A 20,464-nucleotide genomic window follows, 5' to 3' on the forward strand; every position below is an offset into this window, starting at 1 on the left:
TTTCCCCCGAAGGCAAGCGAAGCGCGCAGCGCCGCAGGCGCGAAGGCGTGAGGGATTGGAGCCGAATGGCCGTGACGGCAAAGACGGCACGGGGCGCAGCCCGCAAAGCCCGGCGGCGCACCGCGCCGACACGCCAGGCCCAGACAACCACTGCAGACGCTGCCTCTAGACAGGAGGAACAGGAAGACACGGCCCGCCATGGGCCACGACCTGCTGCCGCGTTGGGGGGCGAACCCACAGCGCAGCGCCCCGCCGTGTGGCGGGGCGCTGCGGGCGGCGGTCATGCCGCCTAGGGCTTGCTGCGTGACCAGATCAGGTCGTGCGTGCCGTTCTCGCCCTCGATCAGGCGGGCGTAGACCGTGGCCGGGAACGACGGATCGTCGAGTGTCACGGAGATGTACTCCCGCCCGGCTTCGCTGGTCTTCTTCCACGCCGCGCCGATGTCGTGGCTGGCGGCCTGCAGGCGGAAGTCGGGGGCCTTCTCGTTGTCGCCCTTGTCGTTGGGCACCAGCTTGACCTTTACGTTGAGCGTCAGGGTGCGAAGTGTGCCGGTGAAGCCGTCTTTGTCTGCGGTGAAGGTGCCGATGTTGGCCATAATGAAACTCCTTTTGGTGGAACAAGGTTCGCGCCCATCGCGTCCTTGTTGTGATCCGGCCGGCGGGGGCGGGCGGGCTGCACCGCTTGCGGTCGCAACGCAGTGGAGAGCCGGGAGGCGAAAAGAATTTGTCGCGCGAGGAATCTGCGCAGCAGAGGGGAAATTGTTTTCGCCGGACGGTTGCAGCCATGAAGCCCGAGGCGCAGCCGCGCCACCGCCAGGATTCACAACAACACAAGGACGCCTTGGGCCGAACCGCACCGCAAGGAGACGGGGCCGGCTCGGCATCCCCGCACGAAGGCTGCGCCGGCTCGCCCACTAACGCGGGCCAGGTCACCCCCCGACGACAGGCGAGAACGCCCCCGCCCCACCTTGCGGCGCCGATCTTGAGGCGTGGCGTGGAAACTCCATGGCGATGCCGGGCGGGGATGACGTGAACTGGCGTCAATCGTCCTTCGCGACGTGATGGGCAGGAACCGCCAGCGTTGAGGACAGCACGCATTTGCACAACCTGCCGCAGCAAGCGCCGGCGTGTTCGCCAGCGCCCCGTCCATCGCAGCGGGGCGCTGGCCCGGCCGATCCGGCGCATGCCGGTTCGGCGGTATCGAGGGGCGCCAAGCCATGCGCGGCGGGGAGAGTCCGCGGGACTGTCCCCCGGAGGCAAGCGAAGCGCGCAGCGCCGCAGGCGTGAAGGCGTGAGGGATGGAAGCCGAATGGCCGTGACAGCGAAGTCGGCACGGGGCGCAGCCCGAGAGCCCGACGGCGCGTTGCGCCGGCACGCTCATGGTTGTCGAACTACGAACCGCCAACCACCATGAATCAATCAATTTACGCACAATATTGACATTTCATGCGTAACACAATAAATTCACGCACAACACAGCAAAGCGAGGTGAATCATGGCGTTCCGAGCAGATGAAGCAGCACAAGCAGGATACGAAGAGGTGGAGAAGTACCTTGTCCCCCGCCCTCGGGATGCGGACGAATCGCAGCGCCTCCGGAGCAAAAGGGCGCTAGAAGACATCGTGACTGAACTCGGGCCGGTAGTTGACCGATATCCCTCATGGCACCCGCTGGTACGCAATCACGATGACCGCCATCCCGTTACCACCCCCAGCGATCGCTGCGGCTACAAGGGCCTCGATCACACGCGGTACTTCGCCCACGGCTTCATTACCTGCCCCTACGGCGATGGCAAGGAGATCCTGGACTCCGTTCGCGCCCTTCCCCGCCATCACGCCGCATACATCACGGCAGAGAAGCTGGATGTTCAGTTCTACAACGCGGAGGCCACCCCAATCTTGGTCAAGTGCAACTGGGAAGAGCCGTTGCCGATGGACAAGATGATCCCCCTGGCTATCGCTGTGCCCCTGATCTTGGAGAAAGAAGTTCCGTGCTGGACCTGGTCACAGGTCGCGGAGACCTGGGAGTCAATGCGTTCGTATTTCCTGGGCGCCCCTCACGGCGCCAGGTCGTCGCTGTTTGTGAGCCAGGAGACCGGACAGGGGATCAAGAAGGTTTGGGAAACGCTGATCTACACGGGGATGTTTGGCCCGATCAAGGTGTGATCGGGCCGTCGCCATCGAGCGACGCACCAACGCCGCAACCGAATCGAAAGCGAAGGCGGCGGCGTTCTGGCTGGCCTTCGGGGTTCGACACCGGGCGCGGCCACCGCCGCGCCCGGATTTTTGAATCAACCCGGCCCAGGCCGAAACGGCCTGGGCCGGGTGCTGGCGTCAGTCCTTCGTCTCGATGATCCACCACACGGCCCGCGCCTGGGCGCGGCCCGTGATGGGGTGAACGTCCGTGAGGTCAACGCGGGCCGTCCAGCCTGAGGGCGGACGGTAACCTCGCACGTCGCCGGCGCCGTGCCAGCGGCGGGCGCGCACCGTGCTCGGTGCATAGATCGCCGCCATCCGCGTGCGGCTCGTAGTGTCGGTAGTAGGCATGGGTCTGGCTCCTGCAAGCCAACGCCCCGGCCGGGGCCGGGGCGTTGGTCTGTATCGAGCGTCAAGCGGCCAACGCTTCGGCCGCTTCATCCACCACGGCGGGGGCTTCTTCCGGGCCTTCCTCCGATGCGGCCTCCTGAGGCCCCTCGGCCTTGAAGATGGCAGGCATCCAGCCCGTGCCACCGGCCAGCCGCTCGGCTTCGCTGGCAATGTCAGCCTTCTTGAGCTTGCCCAGCCGGTTGACGTGATCCGGCGCGAACTCGCCCACGGCTTGCAGGATCGCGGCCTTCGGAACGTGCTTGAAGTAGCCTTCCGCGCTCGGCTTCCACCATGCGGCCATGTCGAGGCCCACGGCCTGCGCCAGCTCCGCGCCGGGCTGGTGCAGCGTGGCGCGCGGAGTTACCACGTCCACCGCCCCCGCCACGCACACGGCCAGTAACTGGACCAGCTCGCCTTGCTCCATCGCCAGCAGCGCGGCGAACAGTGCGGCGCTGTCCTCGGGCAGCTTGTCGCCCCATGCCTGCTGCATCTCGCGCAGCGCCAGGGCGGCGGGTGATTCCGGCCAGTCCGGGGCCATGCCTTCCAGCCGGTCTTGCACGGTGAGGCGAACCCCCATCGGCATGTCGTGCCCGTAGTAGCGACCCTGCAAGACGCTCTGCACCATGCCATGCACCAGCGCCGCCAGCGCCGCTTGCGGATGCCGGGCGACCTCGATTTGCAGCGCGGCGGTGCGGTGCGCGCTCAGGCGCTGCGCCAGCCGGTCGGACACGGCGGGAGCTTGGGCTTCTTCTGCTGTCTCGCCGTCCTCGACGTTCGCACCTTCACCATCGGCACAACCTTGGCGCAGCTTTTCCAGCGTGCGCAACGCCTTGGCCTCGGCCTCGCGCAGCAGCCCGCGATGAATCACGGCCTCCCCATTGCGGTCGATGGTGACGATGACGCCGGCGGCGGCGCGGACGTTCGCGCCGTAGCCCAGCAAACCATCTTCCAGCGCCTGCAACTGCTCGCCCAAGCGTTCGCCCTCCTCCTCCAAGGCTTCGGCCTTGTCCTCGTCGTCGGCGTCCATCGCGGCATCCACGGCTTCGCCGATGCCCTGCATCTTGGCTTGCAGCTTCTCGATGCGCTGTGCCTCGCGCTTGTTCGGCGTGCGCCGTTCCCTCGGAGCACGCTGGAAGGCTTGCAGGTCGGCATGGGTCATGGCGGGGGTGGCATCCACCCAGGCCCAGCCCTCGGTGCGGATGGTGTCGGCAATTCCGGTCAGCTTCTCACGCACCAGCGTGTCCAGCAGCACGGTGTCGGACACGTACACGCCCGCATCGCCCTCTGCGAACAGGTCGCGGCGGATGCCACCGCCTTCGGCTTCGTAGGCGTCCAGCCCGACGAAGCGCACCAGCGCATGCGAGGCCCCAATCTCGCGCTCGGTCAGGCGCTCGCGCAGCGTGGATGGACTGCGCTGCCACTGAGGCGCATCGTAGAACGCGGCCTCCTGCGCGGCGTGATCGTCGGTGATGGCCAGAGCCATCAACTGATCGAGCGTGACGGCATCGGCGCGGTAATCGTCCATCAGCCGGGGCGAGACGTTCGCCAGCTTTAAGCGACGCTGCACCACCAGCGGCGTGACGCTGAAATCCGCCGCAATGTCTTCGATGGGCCGGCCCTCAGCCACCAGCGCCGCGAAGGCTTCAAACTGGTCAGCCGGGTGCATGGCTTCGCGCTGCACGTTCTCGGTGAGGCTGGCTGTGCGGGCCGTGCCATCGGCCACTTGCAGGCAAGGCACCTGCCAATCCTTGGCGATGCGGTGCTTTTTCGCCAGCAGCTTGAGCGCCGCGAGGCGACGGCCACCGGCCACCACCTCGTAGTGCACGCCATCGGCGGCGGGAATCACAATCAAGTTTTGCAGCAGGCCCACACGCTGGATGGATGCGGCCAGTTCGGGAATGGACATGCGCGGGGTCTTGCGCACATTGCGGCCCGTGGAGCGCAGCACCAGCCGCGATAGCGGAACCAGAATCATGTGCTTGCTCGGGTCGGCGGCTTGCAGCACGTTCGCTGCGGTGTTGACGGCTTGGACTTCGGTGTTGGTAATGGCGTTCATGATGGGACTCCAATCAAAAGAGATACAGGCAAGGAATGGAGGGGCCGCGCCCCTTCGTGTGAGGGGTCAGGCCTTGAGCTGACGCATGCCATCGGCCAGCAGCCACAGGGCACGGTTCAGGCGAATGTCCGAATCGATGCCCTGCACGGGGCGGGTCTGCTGCCTGCGGCCATTGGCGGCGCGGCCAGACAATCCGCCCTTGGTCAGGTTCTCCTGCGTGCGGTTGAACACGCTCCACAGGTCGGGGCGGCGGTCGTCGAAGCGGCGCGGCATCAGGATTTGCGATTCCGAGATGGGCGCGGGCTTGGCCGGGTCGTCGTACTTGAGGGCCAGCGCGGCGCGGGCGAACACTTTCGATTCGCCGTCGTCCAGGGTGATGACCTGCATGGATTCGCGCGATGCCTGCGCACGCTCGAAACCATCCAGCACCTGATAAGCGCCTTCGATGACATGCCCGGCCACATCGCCCTTGTGGGGCACGCGCACATCGGCCACGGTGTCGCCGCAGACAAGGCCGTTTTGGCAAACGAAGCGGAACATGCCCGCCAGCAATTGATAGCTGCTCGTCCCGTCGTGCGAGTTCAGCAGGATGATTTCGTTGGCCTCGCGCGCGTTGATCTGGTTGGCGTGGCGCAGGCGCAGCATGTGTTTCGTGTGCTCGCGCTTGCCTTCATCGCGCACGCGGGTCTGACACACCATGAAGGGTTGGAAACCCTCCTTGCGAAGCTCGGTCAGCACCGCCGCCGTGGGGATGTAGCTGTACCGCTCGGAGCGGCTTTCGTGCGGGGCGTCCGCGAAGATGGACGGCACCACCGCTCGGATTTGGTCATCCGACAAGGGGGATTCCGAACGCAGCACCGGCGAACGCGGTGCGAAACGGGATGCGAGTTGCATGGCATTTCTCCTGACAAAGTTGGCTGTTGAAAAAGCCTCACCGGATTCCTAGATTCAGAGCCCTCTTCGGGCTTCCGGTGGGGGCGGCACGAAGAACCCGGTTGGCCTCGTTGCCACCGTCTTTCCTGAGTTCATCGCCCGCGACGGTCAGGAGCGCGCGGCCGGGTGCCGTCAAGGGAGCAAGCGCCAGGTAGGTGCGGCCCGCAGCGCAGCGAGGACACGGCCTGGCGCGCCTTGACGGCACCCGGCCGCGGGCTACAGTCGCGAGCAAGGTGACGGATTCAGGAAAGATGGCTGGACAGGCAACGGCCCGCTCTTCACGCCGACCCCGCGCAAGCGAAGCGCGCAGCGCCGCAGGCGCGAAGGCCCATCCGGCGCGGCCGGTTCGGCGGTATCCCAGGGGCGCCAAGCCCAGCGCGGCGGGGATGGGCTGCATAGCCGATCCCCTGGAGGCAAGCGCAGCGCGCAGGCCCGGATCAGCGAGCCGGGCCGAAGGCGTCAGCCGAGTGCAGCGAGGGAACGATGGAATCCCGAATGGGGCGAAACCCCGCAGGGGGTTCGATGCTCAGCACGACAGCACGACCGGCCATGCCATGGCCGGGGACGCCCCGCGGACGGCGTCACCGTACGATGTCGGCATGCAGGAGAACACCGCCATCCACACCGACGATCCCTTGCAGCACATGCTCCAACGCTCGAACGCCCTGCATGAACGGCTGAATGCACTGCTAGGTGACGCTGAATTCGACGGTTCGCCACGCGGGGAAGTGGCTCTGGGCATGTGCCTGGTCGCGGAGGAGCATGCGGTTGCACTACGCGCGTTGATGGCGCTGCGACTACCCACCTCGGCCGTCAGCCTCATGCGGCTGCAATTCGAGGCCCTGACACGGGGAATGTGGCTGCTCTATGCCGCCAGCGATGCCGCGATCGATAAGCTCATGGCTCCCCTGACCCCGGAGAGCGAACAGGCCGCCAAGAATCTCCCCGGCGCCAGCGAGATGATCGAACAGATTGGCAACCGGGTGGGACAAGGTGCGCCGGCAGCCGCGCATCAGATGCTGACGCACTTCAAGGAAGTGACCTGGCACGCCATGAACTCATTCGTGCATGGCGGCATTCATCCACTAAGGCGGAGTGCAGAGGGCTTTCCGGTTGATCTTGCGCTACAGGTGCTGCGCAGTTCGAACGGTCTGGTGACCATGACCGGCATGACGATGGCAGTCCTTACCGGCGACGAAGCCGTGGCCAAGCCGGTAAGCATGATCCAGCCAGCCTTCGCCGATTGCCTCCCGGATCTGCTGAGACCGTGAACGGGGCATCTTGTGACGCCCCTTGCCCGGTTAGTGGACGAGGGGCAGATGACCGGGCGACCCAAATCACGGATATGCTTCACTTACTCATTGACACAACTTGGGGAGGCAAGAATGCGGATTGAGAAAGTCAGGGTCGAAGGTTTTCGACTTCTTCAAGATGTCGAGATCATGTTGGAACCCAATTCCACGGTGATCGTGGGCCGAAACAATAGCGGAAAGACTTCCCTCACCGACATATTTGATCGCTTTACCGGTGAAACCGGGGCCCGATTCCGATTGGAAGACTTTTCTGCAGTATCACGCAGCAAGTTTTTCAATGCCAGGAAATTAAGGGAAGAGAATGCGAAACCGGAGGAAGTTCTCGCCGCGCTGCCAACCATTACTCTTACTCTAACCTTTGCCTATGACAGCGCGGCGCAGATTTTGGGACCGCTCGCTCCATTCGTCATCGACTTGGATGTTGCATCCACCAGGGCCGTTGCACGCGTCGAGTATGGACCCACATTGGCAACACTCCATACATTGCTCGATGTCCCCTCCCCCGCAGAGGGAGTCGAGCCAAATGCGCATTTCCTGCGCTCGCTGCGCGAAACTCTACCGAAGGCGTACAGCATTCGAGTTTGCGCGATTGATCCGACGGACAACACCAACCGGCGCGACTTTGAAGGGACGGCTGCACTAGCCGCCCTGGTGCAATGCAACTTTGTCCGCGCACAGCGTACTCTTGACCATGCAAAGCATGGCGATGCAGATGTCATTGGCAAATTACTCAGCACTCTCTTCAAGACGGCCACGGCTCCAACGGCTGCGGCGGCAGATCAAGAACTGGCCGCCAAGCTGAAGTCATCCGTCGAAGATATTGAACGGAATGTTCAAGGGGATTTCGACGAGATGCTAAAAAAGCTGCTGCCAACGATGGAAGTACTGGGCTTCCCGAGTCTCAACGATACCGAACTTCGGCCAGAAACTTCGCTAAACGTTGAGGCACTTCTTTCGGACCATACAAAAGTGGTCTACACAGGCACTGATGGCGTGCATTTACCCGAAGGCTACAACGGCCTGGGTACCCGCAATCTCATCTATATGCTTTTGCAGCTTGAGAGTTACCACAAGACCTACCGCGCAAAAGCGACCCGTCCAGTCACACACCTTTTATTTATCGAAGAGCCAGAAGCGCATCTGCATCCCCAGATGCAGGAAGTCTTCATCAACCAACTGAACATCGCCATTGGCAAACTGTCTGCCAGTTACCCCGATGAGCCTGCGTGGAAAGTGCAATTTGTCATTACGACGCATTCGCCGCATGTCGCGAACGCAGCATCGTTCGAGGCAGTACGCTACTTCCTGAACGAGTCACCTGACAAGGCGAGCACGCGGCAGACCAAGGTCAAAGATTTTAAAAAGGGAATGACTACCATTTCCCCCGACGATCAAGACTTCTTGCATCAGTACATGACACTGACCAAGTGTGACCTCTATTTTGCCGACAAGGCGATCATGGTAGAGGGAACTACAGAACGGTTGCTGATGCCGCGTCTGTGCGAACTCGTCGACAAGTCGCTCGACGACAAACACAAACTGGCCAGGCAGTACGTGACCTGTGTCGAGGTCGGCGGAGCCTACGCGCACATTTTCTACCCGTTGCTTGATTTCCTTGAGCTGAAGACCTTGGTCGTCACAGACTTGGACTCCACCAGACCTGTGGAGAAGCAAAACAAGAAAGGAATTGCAATTACTACGTGGGAGAAATGTCCCGTGGCTGAAGGACAGCGGACCTCGAATGCCGCCATCAAGGAATGGTTCCGACCCGTAGACACCGAGGAAAAGGAAGGCTGGCAAATCACACCCGCCGAGCTTCTTGCCAAGACTCCTGAGGAGAAGCTAAGCGGCTACCGCCGCATTGCCTATCAGATTCCAGAAAAACCTGAGACAGTCACATGCGCGCGCAGCTATGAAGATGCACTCGTCCTCGCGAATCCCGATCGATTTGAATGGCCAAAGGAGCAGGACGAGGCTACTGAGGCCTGGGATATCGCGAAAGGGCTCGCAAAGGCGGATACGGCTCTGCGGTTCGCGATTCGCGAAAAAGAATGGGGCGTACCACGGTATATCCGGGAAGGCCTCGAATGGCTGTCCAAGCCCCCTCCTCCGCCGGAACTGAACGCAGAAGCGCCAAGCATTGGGGAGCCGGCATGACCGAGCCTATCGAGAATCCCGCACTTGTCGCGGCACGGGAGGCCCAGAGAAAGATCAATGAGGCCCTTGATGCAGGTCGCAGCTTCAGACTTGAAGCCGGCGCAGGCGCTGGAAAAACGTACTCGTTGGTCGCGGCGCTGAAGCGGCTGATCGCGGAGCGCGGCCCGGCGTTGGTTCAAGCTGGGCAGAAGGTCGCCTGCATCACCTACACTGAGGTTGCTCGAAACGAGATTGCCCAGGAAATTGAGGATCATCCCGCCATTCTTGTCGATACTATCCACGGATTCTCCTGGGCGTTTCTACGCCAATTTCAGAAGGCTCTGCGTGACCTTGTGGCAGAAATGGATGATCGAAAAGAGAAGGTCGAAGAAGGCGGAGGTGTCGGTACAAAGCCGGTGGACTATGACTTGGGTTTCTTCGGCGTCGATACCGACAGAATCACGCTAAGTCACGACGACATTCCAGAGATGATGGCCAAACTTCTGTGCAAGGAGAAGTTTCGACGCATCTTGAGCCAGCAATTTCCAGTGATTTTCGTCGATGAGTATCAAGATACCCATCGCCAATTCATGGAGGCGGTTACAGACAACTTCTTGCGACCCGCCACAGGGCCCCTAGTTGGCCTCTTTGGGGACCATTGGCAAACCATCTATCGAAGTGAATACGAGCTCGCAGAGTACCCGATTGAAGAGATTGCCAAAGGCTCGAACTTTCGTTCAGTGCCCGCCGTAGTCGATGTGCTTAACAAGCTGCGTCCTGAACTGCATCAGGCAGTCCATGACCCAGACGCAAAGGGTGAAGCCAGGTTTTTTCACACTAACGCCTATAAGGGAGAGCGTACCAATGACACGCACTCCAAAGAGGATCTTCTTCCTGATTTGGCACGAAGCACTCGAGAAGCCTTGATGCTGCGGCTGAAAGCCGAAGGATGGGACATGAGCAAGACGAAAGTGCTTATGCTCACTCACAACGTTCTGGCTGCAGAACAGGGATATCCGACTATTGCTGAGGTATTCAAGGGCCGCACCGACCTCTTCACAAAAAAAGAAGATCCAGCGATCAAGTTTTTTGCGGAAGTCGTTGAACCCATGTGTGCGGCCTACGGTGCATCTCGCTACGGCGATATGTTCAGGGCGTTCGGCTCCGGCCCTGCAATGACCAAGCATGAAGACAAAGCCGACTGGCGTCGCGACCTGGATGCGCTACAGAAGCTGCGCACGGAAGGTACGATAGGACAAGTTATCGATCACTTGAAAGCAACCAAACGCCCATCCCCACCGGATCGTCTGTTGCGACGTGACGAAGAACTGAGAGCACTTAACGACAACCCAATACCTGAAGATGCGTCCGCACTCCAACGGTATAGCAAGCTACGGAACATTCCCTATCGAGAGGTCATCGAGGTAGTCAAGTTCATTGAGAAGCAGACCTCCTTCGCGACGCAACATAGCGTCAAAGGCGCTGAGTTCGAGAACGTTCTCGTTGTACTTGGCGGTGGATGGAACCACTACAACTGGCCACAGTTACTAGAACTTGTTAAGACAAAGGCGCTGAACAGCAAGAATACAAAGGGCTTCTATCGTGCCCGCAACCTCTTTTACGTGTCCATCTCCCGACCCATGACGCGGCTCGCTGTGCTTGCCACGCAAACTATGCCAGACACGGCTCTCGCTACGGTGAAACATCTTTTTGGAGAAGACAACGTCGAGGAACTTGCTGTTGCGACATGAGATTCGTACTCGACAGCTGCGCGCTCTGGAATGAGCACCGCGGTGCCCGCCAGCGAACCGCACGGTCCATCGAACGCCATCACAAAGGGAGACAGCCGGATGAAGCCGCGTGACGAAAAAAATTTCGAGCTCGATGAACCCGCCGCGAACAACCACACGCCGCCGGGCTGGCCACTCCAGACAATAGAAGTCGTCCCGAATGGCAAGGCGCCAAAGAAATATGGACCATCGACCTATCGGTTCGGCGCCGCCCTAACACTGAGCGTCATCCTCCCACGAAGGGGCTGGACGCTCGTGAAGAAGGCAAAAAACTATGTCTATCTCACTCCTCCGCTAAATCAACCGCCGCCTCCCTTTCGTATATCCATTGCCATCCCCACACCGGATGAATGCCTGGAACTCGCACAAAGAAGCTACGTGAAAGGCCAGTCATGGATAGGCCAATTGGGAGAGTGGCCTGCCTGGTATCTTCACGAACGGAATACCGACATGCAGGAGTTGTGGCGCGACCCAATAACTGGGCAGATGCTATCGCGTCTTCACAAGAACCCGCCAAAGTCGAGCCTCACCATCGGTGAATGGGGCGTGTGGGAAGCGAATGTCACCGGAGTCGCGGGCGAGTTTGTGCACGGAGTGCTCCCCCCATCCCTCGTGAAAGCATCAGCAACCAGCGACGGCACATACGAATCGGCGCTCTCTGAAGGAGCTTCGAAGACGGTCGAGTTGACGGTCTACGAGCGAAACGCTACAGCCCGCGAGCTTTGCCTTGCCCACTATGGGTCAACTTGCCAAGCATGCGGCCTGAACTATGAGGATAAATACGGGTCACTAGGTGCAGACCTTATTCACGTCCATCACGTTACTCCGCTGTCAGCCATCGGAGAGGCATATCAGGTGAACCCTATACACGACTTGATACCGCTCTGCGCAACATGCCATCACGTCGTCCATAGAAGAGATCCACCATACTCCGTCGCCGAGATGAAAGCCGCGATCGCCAGTCAATCAGCGCGCAATTCAGCCCTGATCGAATAGCACAGCATGGACTCATGCTCTCCCCGCTGTCTGTCTATTTGTATCTGGCACGCCTCTCTACGCTCCTGTGAGTTTCCGCGATAGCCAATGAAAGCCACCATATCGTCATGCGGTGGCAATCCATGCATCGCCGAACAATCACGGAGTTCGACATGGAAAACAAACAGTCAGGAAAACTCGACCGAGATAGCGGTGCTGGGATGCGCCCGCAACCCGCAGCCCTCCCCTTGCCAGCCTCGAACGCCTACGGCGATCTCCCACAGTTCCCGAAGCACGGCGTTCTGCCCTTCCGCCGCACCATCCGCCGCCACGAACTGCGGCAGGTCGTCCCCTTGGCCGAAACGACGATCTACGAAATGGAGCGCCGCGGTGAGTTTCCACGGCGCTTCAATCTGACACCACGCTGCGTGGTGTGGGACCTGGCCGAGGTCGAGGCCTGGATTGACGAACGCAAGCAAGCCCCTCGCGCCGGCGCCACCAAGCCGGATGTCCACCTACGAAAATCCCGCCCTGTTAGGGTGGGTTCCGGCCAGGGATGAGGCTGGCGCCAGCCTCATCCAACAAGAGCTTCCAACTCCTTGGAAGCCGAACGCGATAGCCGCCGCCCTTCCTTGGCCACATTGACCTGCAAGGCAACGCAGGCCACCTCCAGAACATCGCCGGGCAGCGTATAGCTACCCTTGGCCTGCAGCCAGGCCAACACATCCGCCAAATGCCAGATCGACGCACTGCCTTCATGCACCGGCGCCGGGAAGCTGCCCGGATGGGCCAGCATCAGCTTACGCATGTTCTGCCGCGACACGCCCACGATGTCGGCCACATCGGTCAGCCCGACCAAATCCGGCGCGACCTCGATCAGCCTGGCCAACGGTACGGCGCGCAGCACGTCGGCCAACGCGCTGCGCACCGCCGCGTCCGCACTGTCCGCCTCGCGGGTGAACTCCAGCGCAAGCCGCCCTGGCTGCCCGATGCCGACCAGGGCATCGTCGCAGCCGGCTTCGCCCAGGCGCTCGACCAGCGCATCCGCGTCACGGTCATCGTCGGCAAGCTGGTATTTCAGAGTAAAGGTGTATTCCATCGCGCTATTCCTAGGCGTCGGCGGCCTCTTCCTGCTGCTTGCGGTGCGTCGTGCAGTTGTCCACGACGCGCCGCAAGGCGCGCGCGTGGTTCCCTGGGTTCTTGGGCGTGCTCCACACGCTGGTGATACAGAACTCGCCGCAACGACACTCCGCGTCGTTGTACGGACAGTAAATCCGCCCCCAGGCGTGGCTGCCGCCGACTTCCACGCGCCAACCCTGCCCTTCGGCATGCTTGAGTGCTTCCTCGACCTCCTTCTTCGGATGAGAGGAACGGGCCATCAACAGTCTCCAGTATGGGAATGATCGGCCAGGTTGTCAAGTGACAACCTGGCCACTACTTCAGGCCATTGCACTCAACACCGGCACGACTACGTTGTCTGGCATCAGCTTCGGCACGTAGGTCTGCCCGTCGATCCAGGCATCGACCATGCTGGCCCACTCCTGCAGCATGTGGCGCCGCTGCTCGGCATACTCGGCCTTGTTGTAGATCGAACGCGAGGATCGCCCCTCCTCATGCGCAAGGCACTTCTCGATCCAGTCGCGGTTGAACCCGATCTCGTTGAGCAGCGTCGAGCCCGTGCGGCGCAGATCGTGGACAGTGAACGGTTCCAGCGGCAGGCCCGCTGCCTTGGCCCGCTGCGCCACGATCTGCGTGACCCGGTTGAGGGTCGCGTGGGACATACAGCGGTCTGAGTCGTAGCGCGACGGCAGCACGAACTTCGATCCGGCCGCGCAGGTGTGCAGCGCCACCAGGATGTCCAGCGCCTGGCGCGACAGGTAGACCACATGCGGGTTGCGCCCCTTCATCCGCTGCTTCGGAATGGTCCAGGTCGCGTTCTCGAAATCGACCTCGTCCCAGGTGGCCTCGATCAGTTCGCTCTTGCGCACCAGGGTCAGCAAGATCATGCGCAGCGCCAGACGGATGGTGGGATACGTGGCCACCGACTCCATCTGCCGCGACATCAGGCGAATCTCCAGCGGCGACAAGGCACGGTCCTTGGGTACGAAGGTCGCGATCGAGGCCGCGCCCACGTCGGCCGCGGGGTTGTCCACCTTCTCCCCATGCAGGGTGGCGAAGGCATAGACCTGTTTCACGATGTCGCGGACATGCACCGCAGTGGCTGGGGCCCCGCGCCCCTTCACCTTGCCGCACAAGGCGCGCAAGTCATCGGCGGTGATTTCATTGAGCAGGCGATTCTGGAAGGCCGGCAGGATGTCCCGATCGACGATGCTCTTGCGCATCGCCCGCGTGCTGTCGGCCATCCTGGCGCCGGCCAGCCATTGGGCGGTCATGTCGCCAAAGTTCTTGGCGGCGGTCAGGCGGCGCTTCTCGCGCTGTTTTTCATGCGCCGGAGACTTGCCTTGGGCGACGGCCTTCTTGGCATCCAGGAGCTTTTCGCGGGCCATCGCCAGCGAAATACCCGCCGGCCCGTAGCGGCCAATGGTCAGGGTCTCGCGGCGGCCGTTGAGACGGTAATCGTAGCGGAAGGTGACGGTACCGGTGGGCGATACCGTCACGTACATTCCATCCCGGTCAGAAGCCTTATAAGTCAAGGACTTAGGCTTCAAATTGCGCAGTGCGGTGTCGGTAAGCATCGAGGTTTTTCCTCCTGTTCGTGACGGCTTTTACCGTCAGGGGTCAGGAGACCTGCTGATGCCTGGAAAGCCGCATGAAACAAGCTTTCCAGAGGAGTGATTTACCGTCAAAGACCGATTTGGTCTCGATAGTAAACAAGGAGGTCTTAATCCGGCCTCCGGTTTCTACCGTCACCTCTACCGTCAATCCGTTTCGCTGCCCGGCGATAGCTGCCGATAGCTGCCGCGACGTATTTCCTTGTAAATCAATACGTTACGGCGGATTTTCGATAACTGGCGATAGTCCCCGAAGGACCTGATTTCACTCCCACTCGATGGTCGCCGGCGGCTTGCTGCTCACGTCGTAGGTCACGCGGTTGATGCCGCGCACCTCGTTGATGATCCGCCCCGACACCTTCTTGAGCAGCGCGTAAGGCAGCTCGGCCCAGTCGGCGGTCATGAAGTCACTGGTCTGCACGGCGCGCAGGGCCACCACGTAGTCGTAGGTGCGGCCGTCGCCCATCACGCCCACGCTCTTGACCGGCAGGAAGACCGTGAAGGCCTGGCTGGTCAGGTCGTACCAGGTCTTGCCGGACGCCTCGTCGCGGAAGTTGCGCAGCTCTTCGATGAAGATGGCGTCGGCGCGGCGCAGCAGGTCGGCGTATTCCTTCTTCACTTCGCCGAGGATGCGCACGCCCAGGCCCGGGCCCGGGAAGGGGTGGCGGTAGACCATTTCGGGCGGCAGGCCCAGGGCCACGCCCAGTTCGCGCACCTCGTCCTTGAACAGGTCGCGCAGTGGCTCCAGCAACTTGAGACCCAGTTGTTCGGGCAGGCCGCCGACGTTGTGGTGGCTCTTGATGGTGACGGCCTTCTTGCTCTTGGCGCCGCCGCTTTCGATCACGTCGGGGTAGATGGTGCCCTGGGCCAGGAAGGTGGCGCCCTTGTGGCCCTGGCCGCCGGCCTTGAGCTTGGCCGCTTCCTGTTTGAACACAGTGACGAACTCGCCGCCGATGATCTTGCGCTTGGCTTCGGGGTCGTTCACGCCGGCCAGCTTGCCCAGGAAGAGTTCGCTGGCGTCCACGCGGATGACCTTCGCATGCAGCTTGCCTTCGAACATCTCCATGACCATGTCGCCTTCGTTCAGGCGCAGCAGGCCGTGGTCCACGAACACGCAGGTCAGCTGGTCGCCGATGGCGCGGTGGATCAGCGCCGCAGCCACGGAAGAATCAACGCCGCCCGACAGGCCCAGGATGACTTCCTCGTCGCCCACCTGCTCGCGGATCTTCTGCACCGCCTCTTCGATGTGGTCACGCATGACCCAGTCGGGTCTGGCCTTGCAGATCTCGAGCACGAAGCGGTTGAGCATGGCCTGGCCCTGCACGGTGTGCGTGACCTCGGGGTGGAACTGCACGCCGTAGAAATGGCGCGCCTCGTCGGCCATGCCGGCAATGGGGCAGCTGGGTGTGCTGGCCATCAGCTTGAAGCCCGGGGGCAGCTCGGTGACCTTGTCGCCATGGCTCATCCAGACCTTGAGCATGCCGTGGCCTTCGGCCGTGGTGAAGTCGGCGATATCCTTGAGCAGGTCCACATGGCCGCGCGCGCGCACTTCGGCATAGCCGAATTCGCGCTGGTGCGATCCTTCCACCTTGCCGCCCAGCTGCTGCGCCATGGTCTGCATGCCGTAGCAAATGCCCAGCACGGGCACGCCAAGCTCGAACACGGCATCAGGGGCACGGTCATCCACTTCGTACACGCTGGCATGGCTGCCCGAGAGGATCACGCCCTTGAGGCAACCGTCCTTGGCGTACTCGCGCACCCATTCGCTCGTCACGTCGCAGGGATGCACCTCGCTGTACACATGGGCCTCGCGCACACGGCGCGCGATGAGCTGCGTGACCTGCGAGCCGAAGTCGAGGATGAGGATCTTGTCGTGTTGCATGGTGTCTGGCTGAACGCTTCGCTGGAACGACAAGGCCGGTGCAAGCACCGGCCTTCCCGCATGACTGGATGGGGCGCTTACTCGGCGCGGTAGTTCGGTGCTTCCTTGGTGATCTGCACGTCGTGGACGTGCGATTCACGGATGCCGGCGGCCGTGATCTCGACGAACTCGGCCTTGTTCTTCATCTCTTCGATGGAGGCGCAGCCGCAGTAGCCCATGGCCGCGCGCAGGCCGCCCGCCATCTGATAGACGATGGAGACCATCGAGCCCTTGTACGGCACGCGGCCTTCGATGCCTTCGGGCACCAGCTTGTCGGCGTTGGGGTTGCCCGTGCTCGATTCCTGGAAGTAGCGGTCGGCACTGCCCTGCTGCATGGCGCCGATGGAGCCCATGCCGCGGTAGCTCTTGTAGCTGCGGCCCTGGAACAGCACGATCTCGCCCGGCGCCTCTTCGGTGCCGGCGAACATGCCGCCCATCATCACGGTGCTGGCGCCGGCCGCGATGGCCTTGGCGATGTCGCCCGAGTAGCGGATGCCGCCATCGGCGATCAGCGGCACGCCTGTGCCCTGCAGCGCGGTGGCCACGTTGTCCACGGCCATGATCTGCGGCACGCCCACGCCGGCCACGATGCGCGTGGTGCAGATGGAGCCCGGGCCGATGCCGACCTTGACCGCGTCTGCGCCAGCCTCGACCAGTGCCAGCGCGGCTGCGCCGGTGGCGATGTTGCCGCCGATCACCTCGATCTGCGGATAGTTCTGCTTGACCCAGCGCACGCGGTCGATCACGCCCTTGCTGTGGCCGTGGGCGGTATCGACCACGATGGCGTCCACGCCGGCCTTGACCAGCGCCTCGACGCGCTCCTCGGTGCCCTCGCCCACACCCACGGCAGCGCCCACGCGCAGGCGGCCGGCCGCATCACGGGCCGCATTGGGGAAGGTGAGCTGCTTGGTGATGTCCTTGACCGTGATCAGGCCCTTGAGCTCGTAGGCCTCGTTCACGACCAGCAGCCGCTCGAGCTTGTGCTTGTTCAGCAGCGCCTTGGCTTCCGCGGGCGTGGTGCCCTCGGGCACGGTGATCAGCTTGGCGCGCGGCGTCATGATCTCGGTCACGGGCGCGTCGTAGCGGGTCTCGAAGCGCAGGTCGCGGCCGGTGACGATGCCCACCACCTTGCCGCCATCGAGCACAGGGAAGCCCGAAATGCCCAGCTCTTCGGACAGCTGCAGCACCTGCAGTACCGTGTGTTCGGGCGTGATGACCACCGGATCGCGCAGCACGCCGGATTCGTAGCGCTTGACCTTCGCGACCTCGGCCGCCTGCTGCTGGGCCGTGAGGTTCTTGTGCACGATCCCGATGCCGCCCTCCTGGGCGATCGTGATGGCCAGCCGAGCCTCGGTGACCGTGTCCATGGCCGCGGAGACCAGGGGCAGATTCAGTTCGATGTTGCGGGTGAACCGGGTGGCCAGGGAGGTGTCCTTGGGCAGGACCTGGGAGAAGGCGGGCACCAGCAACACATCGTCGAAGGTGAGCGCTTTGCCGAGAAGGCGCATGGGGAAAGCTCCAAAAGCCGGATTGTAGCGACGGGTTCAAGCGATTCGCCTGCCGCCGCGGCCTTGCCCCGCCGCCCGTGGGGCCACCGCCGGCCGGGCCCGAAAAAGCCCTGTTTCGCCCCCCCGGAGCGCCCATTACACTCGCGCGATGAACCTCAAACGCCTTGTCTGCCTGCTCGGCTTCTGCGCGCTGCCCCTGGTGGCAAACGCCCAATGGCAATGGGTCGATGCCCAGGGCAAGAAGGTGTTCAGCGACCAGCCGCCGCCGATCGATGTGCCCGAGCGCAACATCCTGCGCCGACCCGGAGGCCAGCCCTCCACGGCGGCGCCGGCAGCACCCGCCGCAGCACCTTCTGACGGTGCTGCCCCGCCTCCCGTCAAACCTGCCGGCGTCGACAAGGCGCTCGAGGAAAAGACCCGCAAGGCCGAGGAGGAGGAAAAGGCCAAGCGCGCGGCCGAGGAGCAGCGCGTGGCCAAGGCGCGGGCCGAAAGCTGCTCACGCGCGCGCCAGGGCAAGGCCACCTTCGACAGCGGCATGCGCGTGGCGCGACTGAACGAGCGCGGCGAGCGCGAAGTGATGGACGACCAGGCCCGCGCAGCCGAGCAGAGCCGCCTGCAGGCCATCATCAACAGCGACTGCGGCCCGGCGAAGAATCAGTAACCGGCCTTGCCGCCCGGGCGCCGGCGCGCAAAAAGGCCGGCACGCCCGCGGCCCTGCTGCTCAAAGCGCTCGCGGCGCGCCACCTTGGGGTCCACCAGCAGCGGGCGGCACAGCTCCAGCCGGTCGCCATCGCGCAACTCCTGCGACCAGTCCGCCACCCTGCCCCAGATGCCCGGCGTGAGCGAGCGCCAGTCCAGGCCCGGCCAGGCGGTCTCCAGGCCGCTGCGCCGCACGGCCGCCTCCAGCGTGGTGCGCGGCGGCAGCTGCAGCTGCTCCTCGTACACCTCGCGCGCGCCCACGGCGCAACTGAGGGTGACGGCGATCACGGCTCGCCGTAGACCTGCTCGGATCGCTTGACGAAGGCTTCGACCAGCGTCGAGGCGACCTTGTCGAACACCGGCCCGACCAGGGCCTGCAGGGCGAAGTTGTCAAAACCGTAGTTGAGCTTGAGCTCGATGCGGCAGGCCGTGATCTCGGCCCCCTCCTCGCCCACGGGGGTGAAGGTCCACACACCATCCAGATGCGAGAACGGCCCTTTCACCAGCTTCATGTGCACCTCGCGGCCGGGCACGTGGGTGTTGCGGGTGGTGAAGCTCTGGCGCACGGCGCCAAAGGCCAGGCCGACTTCGGCCGTCATGCCGGTGGTGTCTTCCTCGATCACGCGGGCCTGGTCGCACCAGGGCAGGAACTCGGGATACTTCGCCACATCGGTCACCAGGGCATACATCTGCTGGGCGCTGTACCAGATGAGAACGGACTTGTGGACACTCTTCATAGAATCAGCACGATGTGTGCGCCCTCATTGTAGGGACGGCATGCGTCCCCATTTGTCTCGTATGGCCAGCAAGAAACCCGACAACACCAACGCCCGCATTGCCGACAACAAGAAGGCGGCCTTCAACTATTTCTTCGAGGAACGCTTCGAGGCCGGGCTCGTGCTGGAAGGCTGGGAAGTCAAGGCGCTGCGCGAAGGCAAGGTGCAGCTGACCGACGGCTATGTGGTGCTGCGCAACGGCGAAATGTTCCTCATCGGCTGCCAGATCAACCCGCTCAAGAGCGCCTCCACGCACGTCAACCCCGACGCCATCCGCACCAAGAAGCTGCTGATGAAGAAGGACGAGATCCGGCGCCTGACCGGCAAGGTGGAGCAGAAGGGCTACACGCTGGTGCCCATCAACCTCCACTGGAAGTCCGGCAAGGTCAAGTGCGACATCGCGCTGGCCAAGGGCAAGGCCGAGCACGACAAGCGCGACGTGATCAAGGACCGCGAGGGCAAGCGCGAGGTCGAGCGCGCCATGAAGAGCCGCCATCGCTGAGAAGAAGTTGCGCGAGGCCGCGAAGGACGGCGTCTTCGCTGGCACGCCGGCCCAGGCCGCCGTCCTAAACTCGCCGCCGCTTCGTCACACTTCACACAGGAGAACCGTTCATGAAGCTGCTGCTCTCGTCCTGCGCGCTGGCCCTGACCCTCGTGGCAGGCTGCGCCACCCAGACCGTCCCCGACACCCCCACCCGCACCGTGGACGGCGTGCTCATCGGCCCCTCGGGCCACACGCTCTACACCTTCGGCCGAGACGCAGCCAACAGCGGCAAGTCGGCGTGCAACGGCAACTGCGCCACCAACTGGCCGCCGCTGATGGCGCCGGCCAACGCCAGTCCCAAGGGCGGCTACACGGTGATCACACGCGACGACGGCGCCAAACAGTGGGCCTACAACGGCTGGCCGCTGTACTACTGGGCCAAGGACACCAAGCCCGGCGACCGCACGGGTGACGGCGTGGGCGGCGTGTGGAAGCTCGCACGCCCCTGATCGGCACCTTCCGCTGACGACCAAGCCGGCCCACGTGGCCGGCTTTTTT

General features: G+C 62.9%; 20 protein-coding genes. 9 read left to right on the plus strand and 11 right to left on the minus strand.

The genetic code is table 11. The annotated features are described in order from the left end of the window. Positions 1-289: 289 nt before the first annotated feature. Positions 290-595: a DUF736 domain-containing protein gene (locus tag PGB34_RS17245; protein ID WP_271429325.1), complete on the minus strand. Its 306-nt coding sequence runs from the start codon at positions 593-595 to the stop codon at positions 290-292. A 944-nt stretch (positions 596-1,539) separates the two neighbouring features. On the opposite strand from PGB34_RS17245, the gene PGB34_RS17250 reads away from it, so the two are divergent. After that, positions 1,540-2,163, plus strand: a complete 624-nt coding sequence (locus PGB34_RS17250; protein WP_271429326.1) for a hypothetical protein — start codon at positions 1,540-1,542, stop codon at positions 2,161-2,163. A gap of 168 nt (positions 2,164-2,331) precedes the next feature. Here PGB34_RS17250 and PGB34_RS17255 read toward each other — a convergent pair whose 3' ends face one another. From PGB34_RS17255 to PGB34_RS17265, 3 genes are all read right to left on the minus strand, one after another. Beyond that, a complete protein-coding gene (locus PGB34_RS17255; protein WP_271429327.1) occupies positions 2,332-2,544 on the minus strand; it encodes a hypothetical protein in 213 nt (70 codons plus the stop codon). 61 nt (positions 2,545-2,605) lie between these two features. Further along, positions 2,606-4,639, minus strand: coding sequence for a ParB/RepB/Spo0J family partition protein (locus PGB34_RS17260; RefSeq protein ID WP_271429328.1), 2,034 nt, complete (start codon positions 4,637-4,639; stop codon positions 2,606-2,608). A gap of 66 nt (positions 4,640-4,705) precedes the next feature. After that, the gene (locus PGB34_RS17265; RefSeq protein WP_271429329.1) at positions 4,706-5,533 is read right to left on the minus strand and encodes a DUF932 domain-containing protein; all 828 of its coding nucleotides are present in this window, start codon (positions 5,531-5,533) and stop codon (positions 4,706-4,708) included. Between the two features lie 638 nt (positions 5,534-6,171). Between PGB34_RS17265 and PGB34_RS17270 the strand changes: the two genes are divergently transcribed. From PGB34_RS17270 to PGB34_RS17290, 5 genes are all read left to right on the plus strand, one after another. Continuing rightward, the gene (locus PGB34_RS17270) at positions 6,172-6,843 is read left to right on the plus strand and encodes a DUF6988 family protein (RefSeq protein WP_271429330.1); all 672 of its coding nucleotides are present in this window, start codon (positions 6,172-6,174) and stop codon (positions 6,841-6,843) included. 114 nt (positions 6,844-6,957) lie between these two features. Continuing rightward, positions 6,958-9,042, plus strand: a complete 2,085-nt coding sequence (locus PGB34_RS17275; protein WP_271429331.1) for an ATP-dependent nuclease — start codon at positions 6,958-6,960, stop codon at positions 9,040-9,042. Next, positions 9,039-10,772, plus strand: a complete 1,734-nt coding sequence (locus PGB34_RS17280) for a UvrD-helicase domain-containing protein (RefSeq protein ID WP_271429332.1) — start codon at positions 9,039-9,041, stop codon at positions 10,770-10,772. The genes PGB34_RS17275 and PGB34_RS17280 overlap by 4 nt, the downstream gene beginning before the upstream one ends. Positions 10,773-10,871: 99 nt before the next feature. Continuing rightward, positions 10,872-11,807, plus strand: a complete 936-nt coding sequence (locus PGB34_RS17285) for an HNH endonuclease (protein WP_271429333.1) — start codon at positions 10,872-10,874, stop codon at positions 11,805-11,807. A 200-nt stretch (positions 11,808-12,007) separates the two neighbouring features. Beyond that, positions 12,008-12,346, plus strand: coding sequence for a helix-turn-helix transcriptional regulator (locus tag PGB34_RS17290; protein ID WP_271429434.1), 339 nt, complete (start codon positions 12,008-12,010; stop codon positions 12,344-12,346). Between the two features lie 14 nt (positions 12,347-12,360). Here the strand turns inward: PGB34_RS17290 and PGB34_RS17295 are convergent, their stop codons facing one another. From PGB34_RS17295 to guaB, 5 genes are all read right to left on the minus strand, one after another. Next, positions 12,361-12,885, minus strand: a complete 525-nt coding sequence (locus PGB34_RS17295; protein WP_271429334.1) for a helix-turn-helix transcriptional regulator — start codon at positions 12,883-12,885, stop codon at positions 12,361-12,363. Positions 12,886-12,895: 10 nt separating this feature from the next. Further along, entirely contained in the window at positions 12,896-13,165 is a 270-nt protein-coding gene (locus PGB34_RS17300; protein WP_271429335.1) for a hypothetical protein, read from the minus strand. A 60-nt stretch (positions 13,166-13,225) separates the two neighbouring features. Further along, positions 13,226-14,482 (minus strand): tyrosine-type recombinase/integrase, encoded by a 1,257-nt coding sequence (locus PGB34_RS17305; protein ID WP_271429336.1) that lies wholly within the window; start codon positions 14,480-14,482, stop codon positions 13,226-13,228. 301 nt (positions 14,483-14,783) lie between these two features. Then, on the minus strand, positions 14,784-16,400 hold the full coding sequence (guaA, locus tag PGB34_RS17310) for a glutamine-hydrolyzing GMP synthase (protein WP_271429337.1): 1,617 nt from the start codon (positions 16,398-16,400) through the stop codon (positions 14,784-14,786). A gap of 77 nt (positions 16,401-16,477) precedes the next feature. Then, positions 16,478-17,947, minus strand: a complete 1,470-nt coding sequence (gene guaB / locus PGB34_RS17315; protein WP_271429338.1) for an IMP dehydrogenase — start codon at positions 17,945-17,947, stop codon at positions 16,478-16,480. 148 nt (positions 17,948-18,095) lie between these two features. Here guaB and PGB34_RS17320 point away from each other — a divergent pair, with 148 nt between their 5' ends. After that, the gene (locus PGB34_RS17320) at positions 18,096-18,608 is read left to right on the plus strand and encodes a DUF4124 domain-containing protein (protein ID WP_271429339.1); all 513 of its coding nucleotides are present in this window, start codon (positions 18,096-18,098) and stop codon (positions 18,606-18,608) included. Here PGB34_RS17320 and PGB34_RS17325 read toward each other — a convergent pair. After that, the gene (locus PGB34_RS17325) at positions 18,602-18,934 is read right to left on the minus strand and encodes an RnfH family protein (protein ID WP_271429340.1); all 333 of its coding nucleotides are present in this window, start codon (positions 18,932-18,934) and stop codon (positions 18,602-18,604) included. The genes PGB34_RS17320 and PGB34_RS17325 overlap by 7 nt on opposite strands. After that, a complete protein-coding gene (locus tag PGB34_RS17330) occupies positions 18,931-19,383 on the minus strand; it encodes a type II toxin-antitoxin system RatA family toxin (RefSeq protein WP_271429341.1) in 453 nt (150 codons plus the stop codon). Before PGB34_RS17330 ends, PGB34_RS17325 begins: the two co-directional genes overlap by 4 nt. 61 nt (positions 19,384-19,444) lie before the next feature. Between PGB34_RS17330 and smpB the strand changes: the two genes are divergently transcribed. Both smpB and PGB34_RS17340 read left to right on the plus strand, forming a co-directional pair. Beyond that, complete coding sequence (gene smpB / locus PGB34_RS17335; protein WP_271429342.1) at positions 19,445-19,924, plus strand: SsrA-binding protein SmpB; 480 nt, start codon at positions 19,445-19,447, stop codon at positions 19,922-19,924. A gap of 110 nt (positions 19,925-20,034) precedes the next feature. Beyond that, positions 20,035-20,415, plus strand: a complete 381-nt coding sequence (locus PGB34_RS17340) for a COG4315 family predicted lipoprotein (protein ID WP_271429343.1) — start codon at positions 20,035-20,037, stop codon at positions 20,413-20,415. Positions 20,416-20,464: the final 49 nt, after the last annotated feature.

The organism is Xenophilus arseniciresistens, assembly GCF_028023875.1.
Taxonomy (GTDB): domain Bacteria; phylum Pseudomonadota; class Gammaproteobacteria; order Burkholderiales; family Burkholderiaceae_C; genus Xenophilus; species Xenophilus arseniciresistens.

What these genes read in the sequence shown, in the direction of transcription:
- PGB34_RS17275 (WP_271429331.1), top strand. Translation starts at nt 6,958, where the DNA reads ATGCGGATTGAGAAAGTCAGGGTCGAAGGTTTTCGACTTCTTCAAGAT.
- PGB34_RS17265 (WP_271429329.1), bottom strand. Translation starts at nt 5,533, where the DNA reads ATGCAACTCGCATCCCGTTTCGCACCGCGTTCGCCGGTGCTGCGTTCG.
- PGB34_RS17280 (WP_271429332.1), top strand. Translation starts at nt 9,039, where the DNA reads ATGACCGAGCCTATCGAGAATCCCGCACTTGTCGCGGCACGGGAGGCC.
- PGB34_RS17255 (WP_271429327.1), bottom strand. Translation starts at nt 2,544, where the DNA reads ATGCCTACTACCGACACTACGAGCCGCACGCGGATGGCGGCGATCTAT.
- guaB (WP_271429338.1), bottom strand. Translation starts at nt 17,947, where the DNA reads ATGCGCCTTCTCGGCAAAGCGCTCACCTTCGACGATGTGTTGCTGGTG.
- PGB34_RS17330 (WP_271429341.1), bottom strand. Translation starts at nt 19,383, where the DNA reads ATGAAGAGTGTCCACAAGTCCGTTCTCATCTGGTACAGCGCCCAGCAG.
- PGB34_RS17290 (WP_271429434.1), top strand. Translation starts at nt 12,008, where the DNA reads ATGCGCCCGCAACCCGCAGCCCTCCCCTTGCCAGCCTCGAACGCCTAC.
- guaA (WP_271429337.1), bottom strand. Translation starts at nt 16,400, where the DNA reads ATGCAACACGACAAGATCCTCATCCTCGACTTCGGCTCGCAGGTCACG.
- PGB34_RS17285 (WP_271429333.1), top strand. Translation starts at nt 10,872, where the DNA reads ATGAAGCCGCGTGACGAAAAAAATTTCGAGCTCGATGAACCCGCCGCG.
- PGB34_RS17260 (WP_271429328.1), bottom strand. Translation starts at nt 4,639, where the DNA reads ATGAACGCCATTACCAACACCGAAGTCCAAGCCGTCAACACCGCAGCG.
- PGB34_RS17300 (WP_271429335.1), bottom strand. Translation starts at nt 13,165, where the DNA reads ATGGCCCGTTCCTCTCATCCGAAGAAGGAGGTCGAGGAAGCACTCAAG.
- PGB34_RS17340 (WP_271429343.1), top strand. Translation starts at nt 20,035, where the DNA reads ATGAAGCTGCTGCTCTCGTCCTGCGCGCTGGCCCTGACCCTCGTGGCA.
- PGB34_RS17295 (WP_271429334.1), bottom strand. Translation starts at nt 12,885, where the DNA reads ATGGAATACACCTTTACTCTGAAATACCAGCTTGCCGACGATGACCGT.
- PGB34_RS17270 (WP_271429330.1), top strand. Translation starts at nt 6,172, where the DNA reads ATGCAGGAGAACACCGCCATCCACACCGACGATCCCTTGCAGCACATG.
- smpB (WP_271429342.1), top strand. Translation starts at nt 19,445, where the DNA reads ATGGCCAGCAAGAAACCCGACAACACCAACGCCCGCATTGCCGACAAC.
- PGB34_RS17245 (WP_271429325.1), bottom strand. Translation starts at nt 595, where the DNA reads ATGGCCAACATCGGCACCTTCACCGCAGACAAAGACGGCTTCACCGGC.
- PGB34_RS17305 (WP_271429336.1), bottom strand. Translation starts at nt 14,482, where the DNA reads ATGCTTACCGACACCGCACTGCGCAATTTGAAGCCTAAGTCCTTGACT.
- PGB34_RS17320 (WP_271429339.1), top strand. Translation starts at nt 18,096, where the DNA reads ATGAACCTCAAACGCCTTGTCTGCCTGCTCGGCTTCTGCGCGCTGCCC.